This window comes from Streptomyces sp. NPDC050703 (assembly GCF_040654435.1).
In the GTDB taxonomy this organism is placed as follows: domain Bacteria; phylum Actinomycetota; class Actinomycetes; order Streptomycetales; family Streptomycetaceae; genus Streptomyces.
In genome coordinates this window covers 25,953-40,221 of the sequence record NZ_JBFAHX010000035.1, presented here as the reverse complement: position 1 = coordinate 40,221, position 14,269 = coordinate 25,953, and the positions used below count along the sequence as shown (strand labels likewise).

Below are 14,269 nucleotides of genomic sequence, written 5' to 3'. Positions count from 1 at the left end.
AGGTAGCCGCTCATGTGTTCTTTGCGGGCCCTCGTACAGCTGATCACCGCTGCTCCCGGTAAAGATCCACGAAACATCCAGGGAGCCGGTCCGTGGCAGCACTCGCCCGCTGGTGCGTCAGGCACCGCCTACTCGCCGTCCTCCTCTGGCTCGTCGCCCTCGGCGGCACGGCGACGGCCGCAGCGCTCGCCGGGAGCGCGTACTCGAACGACTACGAGGTCCCCGGCACCGAGTCGGGCCGTGCCGCGCACCTCCTCGACGAGCGGTTCCACGGGCTCGGCGGGGACAGCGGCACCGTCGTCTGGCACACCGGACCCGGCACCTCCGTCCGCGCGGCCGACGTCGAACGGACCATGTCCGACGCCCTCGACAGCATCGCCCGGCAGCCCGCCGTGGCCTCGGTGGCCGGCCCCTACGGGGACGAGGGGGCCGGGCGGATCAGCGAGGACGGCAGGACCGCCTACGCCACCGTCACCTTCCGGGAGCAGGCCGACGACATCGCCGAGGCCGACGCCCGGCGGGTCCTCGACACCGCCAAGGCCGCCGCGTCCCCCGGCCTCCAGGTCGAACTGGGCGGCACCGCCATCGGGCTCACCGAGTCCAAGGACGCCAAGGCGGCCGAGATCGTCGGGGTGGCCGTCGCCGCCGTCGTGCTCTTCCTCGCCTTCGGCTCGCTCGCCGCGGCCGCGCTGCCGATCGCGACCGCCCTGGTCTCCGTCGGCACGGCGTACGCGGGGATCGTGCTGCTCGGCCACCTCATGACCGTCGCGGACTTCGCGCCGATGCTCGGCACCCTGATCGGCCTCGGCGTCGGGATCGACTACGCCCTGTTCATCGTCACCAGACACCGCAAGGGCCTCAAGCGCGGACTGCCGGTGGCCGTCGCCGCCGAGCGCGCCGTCGCCACCACGGGGCGCGCCGTCGTCTTCGCCGGCGCCACCGTCTGCATCGCCCTGCTCGGCATGCTCATCCTGCGGCTCAGCTTCCTCAACGGCGTCGCGGTCGCCGCCTCGCTGACCGTCGTCCTCACCGTCGCCGCCGCCGTGACGCTGCTGCCCGCGCTGCTGTCCTTCATCGGCCCGCGCGCCCTCAGCCGCGGCGAGCGGCGCCGCCTCGCCGAGCACGGACCCGAGCCGGAGCTGCCGACCGGGCTCGCCGCCCGCTGGGCCGCCTTCGTCGAGCGCAGGCCGAAGCTGCTCGGCGCCCTCGCCGTGTGCGTCATGGCCGTGCTCGCGCTGCCCGCCCTCGCCCTGCACCTCGGCACGTCCGACCAGGGCAACAACCCGGCGTCCAGCACCACCCGGCAGGCCTACGACCTGCTCGGGGCGGGCTTCGGGCCGGGCGTCAACGGCCCCCTGACACTGGTCAGCGAGGTCTACGGCGCCGGTGACCGCGTCGCCGTCGACACCCTCGGCACGGTGCTGCGGACGACCGAGGGCGTCGCCTCCGTGAGCCCGGCGACGTACGACGGACACGGCCGCACCGCGTTCCTCACCGTCGTGCCCGACTCCGCCCCCCAGTCGCAGGCGACCAGCGCGCTCGTCGACCGGCTGCGCGAGGACGTCCTGCCGGAGGCCGAGCGGGACAGCTCCCTCGACGTGGTGGTCGGCGGCGTGACCGCGAGCTACGACGACTTCGCCGAGGTCATCGTCGGGAAGCTGCCGCTCTTCGTGGGCGTCGTCATCGGCCTCGGTTGCGTGCTGCTCCTGCTCGCCTTCCGCTCGGTCGGCATCCCGCTCAAGGCCGCCGTGATGAACGTGGCGGCCGTCGCCTCCGCCTTCGGCGTCGTCGTCGCGGTCTTCCAGTGGGGCTGGGGGAGCGAACTGCTCGGCCTCGGCAGGGCGGGGCCCATCGAGCCCTTCCTCCCCGTGATCATGGTGTCCGTCCTCTTCGGCCTCTCCATGGACTACCAGGTCTTCCTGGTCAGCCGGATGTACGAGGAGTGGCTGGAGACCGGCGACAACCGGCGGGCGGTGCGGGTGGGCCTCGCCGAGACCAGCCGGGTGATCAACTCCGCCGCCGTCATCATGATCTCCGTCTTCCTCGCCTTCGTGCTCAGCGGCGACCGCGTCGTCGCGATGTTCGGCATCGCCCTCGCGGCGGCCGTGGCACTCGACGCCTTCGTCCTGCGCACGCTCCTGGTGCCCGCCCTGATGCACCTGCTCGGCGGCGCCAACTGGTGGCTCCCGCGGAGCCTGGACAGGCTGCTGCCGCGCATCAGCGTCGAGCCGCCCGAAAGTCGTTCGAACGCGGGCGGTCCGCGTGGCAGGATTCCGGCCCAGAGGGACGCGGCCGACGACATGGGCGGGGTGGAAGACCGGAATGTTCGCGACATCGCTGGGTGAGGGCGCCGAGCTGAGACCGCTCGAACCGTGGCAGGCCCAGGAGTTCCTGGACCACGTCGAGCGGGCCCGGGAGTACGCGGGGCCGTATGTGCCCCTGACCGTCGTCGCCGAGGACCTCGAATCGGCGCGGGGCGTCCTCCAGAACTACGCCGACAAGCAGGCGGCCGACACCGGGCGCCTGTACGGCATCTGGCTGGACGGCACGCTGGTCGGCGGCATCCTGTTCCGGATCTTCGACACCAGCGTCGACGGCTGTGAGATCGGCGTCTGGCTGGAGCCGTCGGCGGCCGGGCGCGGCCTGGTCACCCGGGCCTCGCGCGTCCTCGTCGACTGGGCCGTCGACCGGCGCGGCATGCACCGGATCGAGTGGCTGGTCTCCTCGCGCAACGACCGCAGCAAGGCCACGGCCGCGCGCCTGGGGTTCACCAAGGACGGCGTGCTGCGCGAGAGCTTCCCGTGGCAGGGGATACGCCACGACATGGAGGTGTGGTCCGTGCTGGCCCCGGAGTGGCGCGCGGCACGGGACGTTCGTTAAGACGGCTCTCAGACAGCGTCCGTACGGTGCCTCGCATGGCTACCAAGACAGAGGACGCGGCCGGGGCGCAGGATGCCACCGGGGCCGAGGAAGTGACCGGCTCCGGGACGCCGGAACCGAAGAAGGACGCGGCCCCGGTCGACGTCACCAAGGCCGCCGATGACACGGACATGGACGCGGACGACGAGTTCGACGCGGACGAGGAGTCCGACGCGGCGGTGAAGCCCGCGAGGTCCGCGGGTGTCGGCCAGGGCGCCGCGGCCGTCGTCTCCGTCGCGCTCGGCGTCGTCGGCCTCTCCGGCGGCTGGCTCGGCACCGTCGCGGGCGCCCGCTCGAACATCATCGGGCAGCTGGAGACCGCCCAGTCCGCGAGCGTCGCCGGCCAGATCCAGGCCCTCTACGGCGACTCCTGGAAGATCACCGCGCTGATCGCCGGCATCTTCGCCCTCGCGGCGCTGGTCATCGGCTTCGCCGTGCTCGTCAGGCCCGCGTTCGGCGCCCCCGGCAAGGAGCAGGCGCCCTGGATCAAGTCGGTGTCGTGGGCGGGCGTCGCGCTCGGCGTGATCGGACTGCTCCTGGCCATCGCCAAGTACTCCGACCTGCTGCTCGGCCTGCCCTCGGCACCTTCCTAGGCCGCACGGACCACATCTGAGGCAGGGGCGGGGCGGGGCCTAAGGCCCCTGCCCCGCCCCTCGTCGTGCGTAAGGCCCCCGGCCCCGCGCAGATGCGGCACTCGCCCGATGTGGGGGACCCCCCTGGGAGACGAGAGTGGAGCCGTCGCAGAGAGCGATGAACACCACTGGGACCCGAGGGGTACGAGATGTTCGAGTACGAGATGCACCAGCTGCGCGCCGCCGAGCTGACCCGTGAGGCCGACCGCCGCCGCCTGGTCCGTGAGGCCCGCCGCGTCCGCACCGCGGCCCGCGGCTCGGCGCGCGACGAAGCCGGGGGGCGGGTGAGCGCGCCCGCCTGGAGGGCCCGTTCCGCGCGGACCACCTGAGGTGAGAGGCGGGGCGGGGACGGTTCCGCCGGGGATCACTTCCCGGACATCCGGTGTCACCCCGTCAGCACACTGTGCGATGCTCGCCGCTGTGGAGACCAGGTCCGTGAGCCCCGTGTTCGTCGGTCGCACCGATGAACTGGGCATATTGAACGAAGCGCTCGCCCGCGCCACGGGCACCCCGCTCGACGGAGCGGGGGGCCCCGGCACGGGCGAGCCGCAGGCGCTGCTGCTCGGCGGCGAGGCGGGCGTCGGCAAGACCCGCCTGGTGGAGGAGTTCACGGCGGCGGCCGAACAGCAGGGCGCCGTCGTCGCGCTCGGCGGCTGCGTCGAGATCGGTGCCGACGGCCTGCCGTTCGCCCCCTTCTCCACCGCCCTGCGCGCCCTGCGCCGCCGCCTCCCCGACGAACTGGCCGCCGCCGCCGACGGCCAGGAGGAGGAGCTCGCCAGGCTCCTGCCCGAACTGGCCGCTCCCGCCCCGCACGGCCACGGCGGACGCTCCGACGAGCAGGGCATGGCCCGCCTCTTCGAGCTGACCGCCCGCCTCCTGGAGCGGCTCTCCCGCGAGCGCACGGTCGTCATCGCCCTGGAGGACCTGCACTGGGCCGACACCTCCACCCGGCACCTCCTCGCCTACCTCTTCCGCACCCTGCGCGGCGGCCGCCTCGTCCTCCTCGCCACCTACCGGGCCGACGACATCCACCGCCGCCACCCGCTGCGCCCCCTCCTCGCCGAACTCGACCGGATGCGGACCGTGCGCCGCATCGAACTCGGGCGCTTCAGCAGGGACGAGGTCGCCCGCCAGATGGCCGGCATCCTCGCGGCCGAGCCCGAACCGTCCCTGGTCGACGACATCTTCGACCGCTCCGACGGCAACGCCTTCTTCGTCGAGGAACTCGCCGTCGCCGCGCACGGCGGCAGCTGCGCGGGCCTGACCGACTCGCTGCGCGACCTGCTCCTCGTACGCGTCGAGGAACTGCCCGAGGACACCCAGCGGGTCGCGCGCATCGTCGCCGAGGGCGGCTCCACCGTCGAGTACCCGCTGCTCGCCGAGGTCGTGGGGCTCGGCGAGGACGACCTGATCGAGGCGCTGCGGGCCGCGGTCGGCGCCAACATCCTGCTCGCCTCGCCCGACGGCGACGGCTACCGCTTCCGGCACTCCCTGGTCCGCGAGGCCGTCAGCGACGACCTGCTGCCCGGTGAGCGCTCCCGCATCAACCGCCGCTTCGCCGAGGCCCTGGAGGCCGACCCCGCACTCGTCGCCGCCGACCAGCGCGCCGCCCGGCTCGCCGCCTACTGGTACCACGCGCACGACGCGGCCAAGGCCCTGCCCGCCGTCCTGCGTGCCTCCGTCGAGGCCCGCAGGCGCCACGCCTACGCCGAACAGCTCCGCCTGCTCGAACGCGCCATGGAGCTCTGGGACGACGCCCCCGAGGAGGTGCGCGACAGGCTCCGCCCCGCCGACTACGTGGAGGGCTACCCCGCCTGCGGCTGCGACCCCGCCGAACCCCTGCGCTATCTCGACCTGATGGCCGAGGCCACCGTCGCCGGACGGCTCAGCGGCGAGCGCGACCGCGCCCTGAAGATCACCAAGCGGGCCCTGCGGCTCCTCGCCGACAACAAGGACCCCCTGCGATCGGCGTGGTTCTGGGTCTCGCGCTCCCGGCTCGTCTCCACCCTCGGCCGCGGCGACGGCTGGGACGAGATCGCCAAGGCCCAGGAGCTGATGCGCGGCCTGCCGCCCTCCGAGGTGCACGCCGACGTCCTGGTCCACCGCGCCTCCTGGGGCATGCTGCACGCCCCGGGCCCCGAGACCATGGCCGCCGCCGAGCGGGCCGTCGAGTACGCCCGCATGGTCAAGGCCGACACCATCGAGCTCAACGCGCGCCTCACCCGCGGCAACCTCCTCATCGAGGCGGGCGACCCCGAGACCGGCCTCGCCGAGATGTACGAGGTCAGGGACCGCGTCGTCGAGCAGGGCCTGGTCACCGACCTCAGCCGCGCCCACATCAACCTGCCGTCGGCCCTGGAGGGCGTCGGCCGCTCCGCGGAGTCCGTCAAGGTCGCGATGGAGGGCATCGAGTTCTGCCGGAAGTACGGCCTGATGGACACCGAGGGCTGGGTCTGGGGCAACGCCGCGGAGTCGCTGCTCTCCCTCGGCCGCTGGGACGAGGCGGCCGAAGCCGTCGTCCAGACCCACCGCTGCGCGCAGAGCGCCAAGCCCCGCGGCTCGGCCGCGCAGTGCTCCGCGCGCATGGCGCTCTACCGCGGTGACCACGCCGCCGCGACCCGCCACCTCCAGAGCGCCTGCCACCACTACGGCACCCACGACCCCCAGCCGCAGTACACGCTGCCGCTGGCCGCCATCGCCCTCGGCATCGCCGCCGCCGAGGGCCGCGTGCTCGACGGCCGCGCCGAGGTCGAGCGGGGCCTCGCCGCCGGCCTGCCCTTCGGCACGTACAAGTACGGCTGGCCGCTGCTCCTCGCCGCCGCCGCGATGGAGGCCGACGCGCGCGGCCTGCCCGCCGCCGAACCGGGCCGCCCCGCGGCCGTCGCCCGCATCCGCGAGGTCACCAAGACCCTGGCCACCCCCATCCCGCTCTGGCGGGCCTACGGCGAGTGGACCCGCGCCGAACTCCTGCGCTCCGAGGACCGCGACACCCCGGCCGACTGGGCCGCGGTGGTCGCGGCCGTCGAACCCCTCGACCGGCCCTACGACCTCGCCCGCGTCCGCCTCCGCCTCGCCGAGGCGCTCCTCGCCCCCGACGGGCCCGATCGCGGGACCGCCGCCCGGCTGCTCCGCCAGGCCCGTGAGACCGCGGAGCGGCTCGGCGCGGGGCCGCTGACCGAGGCGATCACCGGCCTGGCCCAGCGCGCCCGCCTCGCCCTCGACCCCGCCGAGCCCGCGCGGGCCCCGGCCGCCCCCGCCGACCCGGCCGAGGCGCTCGGCCTGACCAGCCGGGAGCGCGACGTCCTGCGGCTGGTCGCGGTGGGCCGCAGCAACCGCCAGATCGCCGAGGAGCTGTTCATCTCCCCGAAGACGGCGAGCGTCCACGTCTCCAACATCCTCGCCAAGCTCTCCGTCAGCGGCCGGGGCGAGGCCGCCGCGCTCGCCCACCGCCTCCGTCTGTTCCCGCGGGGCGGTGACCGCGCCGAGGCACGCGGCTGACCGGCGCAGACGCGGCCCCGGCCGGTTCCGGGGCCGGTCGCCTACGCTGGACGGCAGGATCTCCACTCCGAGGAGGCGCAGTGTTCAACGCGATCGAGGCCCTGTTCGCGCCGGGCCGCAAGCACACCGACGACGAGCGGAAGCGCCTGGAGACGACCCGCGTCGATCTCGCCGACGGCGATCCGGGCCGGGGCCCGATAGACCTCTCCTCGGGCAAGGTGGTCGTGCGCCCGCCGGTCCCGGCGCCCCGCGCGGACGGCGCGGACGAAGCGGAGGGCACGGAGGACACCGAGGGCACGGACGGGCCCGGCCGGCCGCCGCCGGGGGCCTGAGCTACTTCACCCGCACCTCCAGGATCTTGTCGTCGCCCTTCTCCGGTGTGCCCCGGGTGTCCGTCTCGTTCGTGACCACCCACAGCCTGTCGCCGCCCGCCGCGAGCACCGTGCGCAGCCGGCCGTGCTCGCCCTCCAGGAACGCCTGCGGCGCGGGTTCGCCGTCCACGCCGCGGACCGGGATGCGCCACAGCCGCTCGCCGCGCAGCCCCGCCATCCAGACCGAGCCCTCGGCGTAGGCCACGCCGCTCGGTGAGGCCTCGGAGGTCTTCCACTGGGCGACCGGGTCGCGGAAGCCCTCCGCGCCCTCCTCGCCCTCGGCCTCGGGCCAGCCGTAGTTGCCGCCGGCCTCGATCTCGTTCAGCTCGTCCCAGGTGTCCTGGCCGAACTCCGAGGCCCACAGCCGCTTCTGCTCGTCCCAGGCGAGGCCCTGTACGTTGCGGTGGCCGAGGGAGTAGACGGCCGATCCCTCGAAGGGGTTGCCGGGGGCGGGCTCGCCGTCCGGCGTGACGCGCAGGATCTTGCCGCCCAGGGACTTCTTGTCCTGGGAGAGGTCGGTGTCACCCGTCTCGCCCGTGCCCGCGTACAGCATCTTGTCCGGCCCGAAGGCGATCCTGCCGCCGTCGTGGTTCGAGCCCTTGGGGATGCCCTTGAGGATCGTGTCGGGCGCGCCGAGCCGCTGCCCCGACGGCTTCTTCTCGTCGTACAGCATGCGGGCGATGCGGTTGTCGGACTCCGTGGTGAAGTACGCGTACACCATGTGGTCCGACGCGTACGAGGGGGAGAGGGCGATCCCCAGCAGGCCGCCCTCGCCGCCGGGGGAGACGCCGGGCACCGAGCCGAGGCGCGTCTTCTCGCCCGTCTCGGCGTCGACCCGGGTGATCGTCCCCTCGTCGCGCGAGGAGACGAGCAGGTCGCCCTCGGGCAGTTCGGCGAGGCCCCACGGCGACTTCAGGCCGGTGGTCACGGTGCGGGTGACCTTCGCCGAGCCCTTCTCGGGCGGGGCGTCGGCGCCCCGCTTCCCGGTCGCGGACCCACTGGAGGCGTCCGGTCTCGGCGGGCTCTCGCGGTGGCCGGGCCCGTCGCCGTCCCCCGACGAGCAGCCGACGGTGAGGGCGAGGGCGGCAGCGGCGGCCAACACGGCGGAAACAGCGGGTCGTTGCACGATCGGGGTCCCTTCGACGGCGGCGCTTCTCCTTGTCATACACCGCGCGGGCCCCGGGAGTTCCCGTGACGCGGCCACCGGGCGGCTCAGGCGGGAACCCCTCAAGGGCCGGGCCCTCAGTCCCACGACCCCAGGGCGGGCGGCAGCGCCGCCATCTCCGCCAGGTCCGCGCCGGTCAGCGCCACCGCCGCCGCCCCCGCGTTCTCCACCGCCCAGCGCGCCCGCTTGGCGCCCGGGATCGGCACCACGTGCGGGCCCTGCCGGAGCGTCCAGGCCAGCGCGATCTGCGCCGGCGTCGCCCCGTGCCGCTCCGCCACCCGGCGCAGCCCCACCACCAGCGGCTGGTTGGCCGCCATCATCTCGGCGGTGAAGCGCGGGTGGCGGGCCCGCAGGTCGTCGGGCTCGAAGCCCTGGCCGGGGGTGAGCGTGCCGGTGAGGAAACCATTCCCCAGGGGCATCGCCGCGAGGAACCCGACGCCGCGCGCCACACACCACGGCAGCAGCGCGTCCAGCGCCTCCGGCGACCACACGGACAGCTCGGCCTCCACCGCGCTCACCGGGAAGACCTGCTGCACCCGCTCCAGGAGCCGGATCGTCGCGTCGTGCAGCCCGGGTCTCGGGCGGCCGTGCGCCGCGCGCCGCCCCGCGCGCGCCCCCACGGCGCACAGACCCAGGGCCCGCACCTTCCCCGCGGCGACCAGCTCCGCCATCGCGCCCCAGGTCTCCTCCACGGGGACCTCGGGGTCGACGCGGTGCAGCTGGTACAGGTCGATGGTCTCGGTCTGGAGCCGCCGCAGCGACGCGTCGCAGGCCCGCTTCACGTAGCCGGGGCGGCCGTTGGCGACGATGTGCTGCTCGCCCACGAGCAGGCCGCACTTGGTGGACACGAACGCCTCGCCCCGCCGCTCCTTGAGCACCCGGCCGATCAGCAGCTCGTTCGTGAAGGGCCCGTACATGTCGGCGGTGTCGAGCAGCGTCGCCGCGTCCCCGCCCGCGTCCAGCGCGGCGTGCACGGTGCGCAGCGACGCGTCGCCGCGCTGCCGCGAGCCGGTGTATGCCCAGCTCATCGGCATGCAGCCGAGTCCGACGGCGCCCACTTCGAGCGCCCCCGCGCCGATCGTCCTGCGCTCCACCTGGCCGTACCCTTCCGCTTCGCGTTCTCTGCGTCCCCTGCGTCCTGCGCGTCCGAAGATCACCCAAACTAGCCGCTGCCCTCCCGGCCCCGAGCGCTGCCTCCCCGCGGGCCGCGGCCGACGGCCGCGCACTAGCCTCCTGGACATGACGACTGACGTATGGCTTCCGTTCGAGGCGCACGGCATACCGGGACTGCCCGAGGCGTCCGAGGCCGGCCTCACCTACCGCTTCTGGGACGGCGGAAAGGAGTTCCCCGCCGACCCCGCCGACTGCGCCTTCTACGTGGTGCCCTACCTCCACGGCCCGGCGGTCGCCGTGCGCCCGCTGCCCGAGATGTCGTCCGTACGCGTCGTGCAGACGCTGTCGGCGGGGGTCGACCAGATGGACGCGGGACTGAAGTTCCTGCAGCCGGGCGTACGTCTGTGCAACGCGCGCGGTGTGCACGAGGCGAGCACCGCCGAGCTGGCCCTCGCCCTGGTCCTGGCCTCGCTGCGGGGCTTCCCGAAGTTCTTCGAGGGACAGCGCGCACAGGAGTGGCGCACGGGGTTCAACCCGGCGCTCGCCGACAAGTCCGTGCTCATCGTGGGCTACGGGGCGATCGGCTCCGCCATCGAGGACAGGCTCGCCCCCTTCGAGTGCGCGCGGGTGGCGCGCGTCGCGCGCTCCGCCCGTGCCTCGGAGCGCGGCCCCGTGCACCCGCTCACCGAGCTGCACCCCCTGCTGCCGGAGGCCGACGTGGTCATCCTCGCGACGCCGCTCACCGAGGACACCCGGGGCCTCGTGGGCGCCGGCTTCCTGGCCCGGATGAAGGACGGCGCGCTCCTCGTCAACGTCGCCCGCGGCCCCGTCGTCGACACCAAGGCGCTCATCGCCGAGCTGGAGTCCGGACGCATCACCGCGGCGCTCGACGTGACCGATCCCGAGCCCCTCCCCGCAGGCCACCCCCTGTGGCAGGCCCCCGGCGTGCTCATCACCCCGCATGTCGGAGGCCCTACGTCCGCTTTCCTGCCCCGCGCCCACCGGCTGCTGGCCGCGCAGCTGACGAAGTTCGCCGCGGGGCGGCCCGTCGACAACGTCGTCCGCACGATCGGCGGTTGACGGTCCGGGTTTGACCGGTGCGCACGCTGCGCACCCATATGTGTGCGCCGTGTGTCCACTCCTTCGAGCGCCGTCACGGAGCGTAGAGAGCCTATGTCCCTGAGTGACGATCCTGGTGTATCGTCCCGACTGGGGAAGCGCCGTGGACCAGTTCGGCGCCGGGGACGCACAGCAGACTGCAAGGGGGGCGACGGGCGATGTTTGGCCTATGGGCGGACGATCCGACGTGGCGGGACGGCCGCCGCCTACTCTCACGCGCACCGGGCCGGTGCGGCCGTCACGCGGACCGGCCGGGCACGGGGGCGGCGCGGACCCGGGCGGTGCGGTGAGCACCCCCCAGGGCTCCACCGCCGTCCTCGACCAGGGGCTCGCGGCGACGCCGCTGCCCCCGCGGACACCGCTGCTGCGCCGCCCCCTGCCGGGCAGCCGCTGCTTCGTCTCCCAGGTGCTCCTGCTGCTCCTGTGCGGCGGGTATGCCACCGGAGCCGCGACGGGCTGGGGCTCCGAGCGCCTGGCCCTGATCATGGGCGACTTCGGGCTGAGCGTCGCGGCGGCGGCGGCCGCGGTCTCCTGCTTCCACTACTCCCGCACGCGCCGCAGCCGTTTTCGACCCGCGTGGCTGCTCTTCGCGGCCTCCTCCGCGATGGCGGCCCTGGGCAACGGCGTCTGGGGCTGGTACGAGGTCGTGCTCGACCGCCCCGTGCCGAGCCCCGGCTATGCCGACCTGTTCTTCCTCTGCTTCGCGCCACCCGCCATCATCGGCCTGCTCGTGCTCGCCAAGCGCCCGGTGACCAGGGCGGGCTGGACCTGCCTCGCCCTGGACTCCTGGCTGATCGGCGGTTCGCTCCTCACCATCGCCTGGAGCCTGGCCCTCGCGCACACCGCGCAGTTCGAGGGCCAGAGCGTCGCGCACGCCGCGCTCTCGCTCGCCTACCCGCTGCTCGACATCGCGCTGGTCAGCATGGTCCTGGCGCTGCACTTCAAACGCTCATCGACGCACCGCACCGCGGTGAACACCGCGATCGGAGCGCTCGCGGTGACCGTGCTGTGCGACGCCCTGTTCACCTCGCCCCTGCTCCACGCGACCTACCGCTCGGGCCAGATGCTGGACGCCGGCTGGTTCGCGGGCTCACTCCTCCTGGCGTACGCGCCCTGGGCCGCCCCCCGGCAGGCGCGCGGGGCGGAAGGGCAGGCCCCCGCGCGCGAGGCGCACGACAGCGGGCCCGACGGGCCGAAGGCGCCCGGCACGCGCCCGACCGCCGGTTCGCTCGCCGCCCTCACGCCGTACCTGGCAGCCGCGGTCTGCACCCTGGGGATTCTCTACAACGTGCTGAACGGCCGCAGCGTCGACCGGGTCGTGCTCTTCACCGCGGGCACCGTCGTGCTCGCCCTCGTGGTCCGCCAGGGCATCATGCTCCTGGACAACATCACGCTCACCCAGGAGCTGGCCCAGAAGGAGAACCACTTCCGCTCCCTGGTCCAGGGCTCCAGCGACGTCATCATGATCGCCGCGCCCAACGGCGTCCTGCACTACGTGAGCCCGGCCGCCGCCGGGGTCTACGGCCGTGACGCCGACGAACTCGTCGGCTCCGAACTGGCCTCGCTGATGCACCCCGAGGACCTCGGCCGGGTCGTGCACGAGGTGCGCAGATTCCTCGCCGCGCACCCGGTCGAGGAGCCGACCACCCGCATCGAGTGCCGCTTCAGATCCGGCAACGGCGACTGGCTGAACGTCGAGTCCACCGTCAACCGCCACCAGGGCGGCCTCATCTTCAACAGCAGGGACGTCACCGAGCGGGTGCGGCTCCAGGCCCAGTTGCAGCACAACGCCGAACACGACCCGCTCACCGACCTGCCCAACCGCGCCCTGTTCACCCGGCGGGTGGGACAGGCGCTGACCGGCCGCAGAGTGACCGACCGCGGCACGGCCGTGCTCTTCATCGACCTCGACGGCTTCAAGGCGGTCAACGACACCATCGGCCACCAGGCCGGGGACGAACTGCTCATCCAGGCGGCGCGCAGACTTCAGGAGGCGGTGCGTTCGGGCGACACCGCCTCCCGGCTCGGCGGCGATGAGTTCGCGGCCCTCATCGTCGGCGACGGGACCAGGGACCAGGCCGCACGGGAACGGCACATCTTCGAACTGGCCGACCGGCTGAGAATCACCCTCTCCCAGCCCTACGCCATCGACGGCAACGACGTGCGCGTCGCGGCGTCCATCGGCGTGGCGTTCGCCGAGCCGGGCATCGGCGCGGGCGAACTCCTGCGCAACGCCGACCTCGCGATGTACCGCGCCAAGGCCGCCGGCAAGGGCCGCGTGGAGCTCTACGCGCCCCAGATGCAGGCCGACGTCGCCCGCAAGGCGCAGCAGGCCACCCGGCTGCGCGCCGCGCTGCACGACGGCGAGTTCGTGCTGCTCCACCAGCCCGTGGTCGCCCTCGACGACGGCCGGATCACCGCGGTCGCCGCACAGCCCCGCTGGCGCTCGGCCCAGGGCGTCCTCTACACCCCCGCCGAGTTCCTGCGGGCCACCAAGGCCGGGGAGAGGGACGGCGGCCGTGACACCAGGGAGAGCGACCGCACCGCCGAGCTCGGCCGCTGGACGCTGGAGAAGGCCGTCGAGCAGGCCGCCGAGCGGGGCCGCAGCGGCCACGCGGTCCCCGTCACCGTACGGATGAGCGCGCGCAGGCTCCTGGACCGCTCCATGCCCCTCGGCTCCGTCGAGGCGCTCCTGACCCGGCACGGCCTGCCCTCCGGCGCGCTCGTCATCGAGCTCACGGAGCACGACCCCCGGGTCTCCCTCGACGACCTGGAGCGCCGCCTCACCGCCCTGCGCCGCCTCGGCGTACGCATCGCGCTCGACGGCTTCGGCAGCGGCTACGCGGCGATCAGCGCGCTGCGCAGGCTGCCCGTCGACATCCTGAAGCTGGACCGGGGCCTGATCGAGGGCGTCGCCGAATCCGCCCGGGCCTACAAGATCACCTCGGGGCTGCTGCGCATAGCGGGCGACCTCGGGCTGCTCTCCGTGGCCGACGGCGTCGACCTGCCCGAGCAGGTGACGGTCCTGCGCGAGACGGGGTGCACGCACGGGCAGGGCGTGGCGTTCTCGGGCCCGCTGGACGAGTACCGGCTGCGCAGGGCGCTCACCCTCGGCGAGTATCCGGTGCCGCGCGGCGCGGCCGAGCCCGTCCTCGCCGGCGGGCCCGCGCAGACCTTCGCGGGAGGCGGCGCGCAGGCGTACGCGGGCGGCTCCACGGGGACGCTGATGGCCACCGCCCCGCCCTATGCGCGTTCACATAATGAGACCCGCATCCCACCTACTTGACAGGCACTGCGTGCCGGGGGGAGGGTCAATGCCATGCGCACCCGAATTCTCGTACTTGGCAAGCGCGTCGGCTGAAGCAGGGACGGACCGGTCCGAATGCCGGAACCCTGCGAACGCACCCGACGCGCTCCCCTCGCCTGCCTCACGGCACGAGGGGTTTTTTGTT

At 73.9% G+C, this 14,269-nt stretch carries 10 protein-coding genes; 8 read left to right on the top strand and 2 right to left on the bottom strand.

Annotation, left to right across the window (positions count from 1 at the left end; genetic code table 11):
* Nucleotides 1–92: 92 nt before the first annotated feature.
* From AB0I16_RS27275 to AB0I16_RS27250, 6 genes are all read left to right on the top strand, one after another.
* Nucleotides 93–2,345, top strand: coding sequence for an MMPL family transporter (locus AB0I16_RS27275; RefSeq protein ID WP_363252233.1), 2,253 nt, complete (start codon nucleotides 93–95; stop codon nucleotides 2,343–2,345).
* The gene (locus AB0I16_RS27270) at nucleotides 2,323–2,880 is read left to right on the top strand and encodes a GNAT family protein (protein WP_363252232.1); all 558 of its coding nucleotides are present in this window, start codon (nucleotides 2,323–2,325) and stop codon (nucleotides 2,878–2,880) included. Before AB0I16_RS27275 ends, AB0I16_RS27270 begins: the two co-directional genes overlap by 23 nt.
* A gap of 35 nt (nucleotides 2,881–2,915) precedes the next feature.
* Nucleotides 2,916–3,512: a hypothetical protein gene (locus AB0I16_RS27265; RefSeq protein ID WP_363252231.1), complete on the top strand. Its 597-nt coding sequence runs from the start codon at nucleotides 2,916–2,918 to the stop codon at nucleotides 3,510–3,512.
* Between the two features lie 188 nt (nucleotides 3,513–3,700).
* Nucleotides 3,701–3,880: a hypothetical protein gene (locus tag AB0I16_RS27260; RefSeq protein WP_363252230.1), complete on the top strand. Its 180-nt coding sequence runs from the start codon at nucleotides 3,701–3,703 to the stop codon at nucleotides 3,878–3,880.
* A 79-nt stretch (nucleotides 3,881–3,959) separates the two neighbouring features.
* Nucleotides 3,960–7,049, top strand: a complete 3,090-nt coding sequence (locus tag AB0I16_RS27255; RefSeq protein WP_363252228.1) for an AAA family ATPase — start codon at nucleotides 3,960–3,962, stop codon at nucleotides 7,047–7,049.
* A gap of 80 nt (nucleotides 7,050–7,129) precedes the next feature.
* Complete coding sequence (locus tag AB0I16_RS27250) at nucleotides 7,130–7,381, top strand: DUF6191 domain-containing protein (RefSeq protein ID WP_363252227.1); 252 nt, start codon at nucleotides 7,130–7,132, stop codon at nucleotides 7,379–7,381.
* Between the two features lies 1 nt (nucleotide 7,382).
* Here the strand turns inward: AB0I16_RS27250 and AB0I16_RS27245 are convergent, their stop codons facing one another.
* Nucleotides 7,383–8,585, bottom strand: a complete 1,203-nt coding sequence (locus AB0I16_RS27245) for a PQQ-dependent sugar dehydrogenase (protein ID WP_363252226.1) — start codon at nucleotides 8,583–8,585, stop codon at nucleotides 7,383–7,385.
* 77 nt (nucleotides 8,586–8,662) lie between these two features.
* The gene (locus AB0I16_RS27240) at nucleotides 8,663–9,679 is read right to left on the bottom strand and encodes an aldo/keto reductase (RefSeq protein WP_363252225.1); all 1,017 of its coding nucleotides are present in this window, start codon (nucleotides 9,677–9,679) and stop codon (nucleotides 8,663–8,665) included.
* 145 nt (nucleotides 9,680–9,824) lie between these two features.
* Between AB0I16_RS27240 and AB0I16_RS27235 the strand changes: the two genes are divergently transcribed.
* Complete coding sequence (locus AB0I16_RS27235; RefSeq protein ID WP_363252224.1) at nucleotides 9,825–10,778, top strand: 2-hydroxyacid dehydrogenase; 954 nt, start codon at nucleotides 9,825–9,827, stop codon at nucleotides 10,776–10,778.
* 208 nt (nucleotides 10,779–10,986) lie between these two features.
* The gene (locus tag AB0I16_RS27230) at nucleotides 10,987–14,103 is read left to right on the top strand and encodes an EAL domain-containing protein (RefSeq protein ID WP_363252223.1); all 3,117 of its coding nucleotides are present in this window, start codon (nucleotides 10,987–10,989) and stop codon (nucleotides 14,101–14,103) included.
* Nucleotides 14,104–14,269: the final 166 nt, after the last annotated feature.

Coding starts and splice junctions, on each gene's coding strand:
- AB0I16_RS27230 (WP_363252223.1), top strand. CDS start 10,987: ATGGGCGGACGATCCGACGTGGCGGGACGGCCGCCGCCTACTCTCACG.
- AB0I16_RS27265 (WP_363252231.1), top strand. CDS start 2,916: ATGGCTACCAAGACAGAGGACGCGGCCGGGGCGCAGGATGCCACCGGG.
- AB0I16_RS27235 (WP_363252224.1), top strand. CDS start 9,825: ATGACGACTGACGTATGGCTTCCGTTCGAGGCGCACGGCATACCGGGA.
- AB0I16_RS27255 (WP_363252228.1), top strand. CDS start 3,960: ATGCTCGCCGCTGTGGAGACCAGGTCCGTGAGCCCCGTGTTCGTCGGT.
- AB0I16_RS27270 (WP_363252232.1), top strand. CDS start 2,323: ATGTTCGCGACATCGCTGGGTGAGGGCGCCGAGCTGAGACCGCTCGAA.
- AB0I16_RS27260 (WP_363252230.1), top strand. CDS start 3,701: ATGTTCGAGTACGAGATGCACCAGCTGCGCGCCGCCGAGCTGACCCGT.
- AB0I16_RS27245 (WP_363252226.1), bottom strand. CDS start 8,585: ATGACAAGGAGAAGCGCCGCCGTCGAAGGGACCCCGATCGTGCAACGA.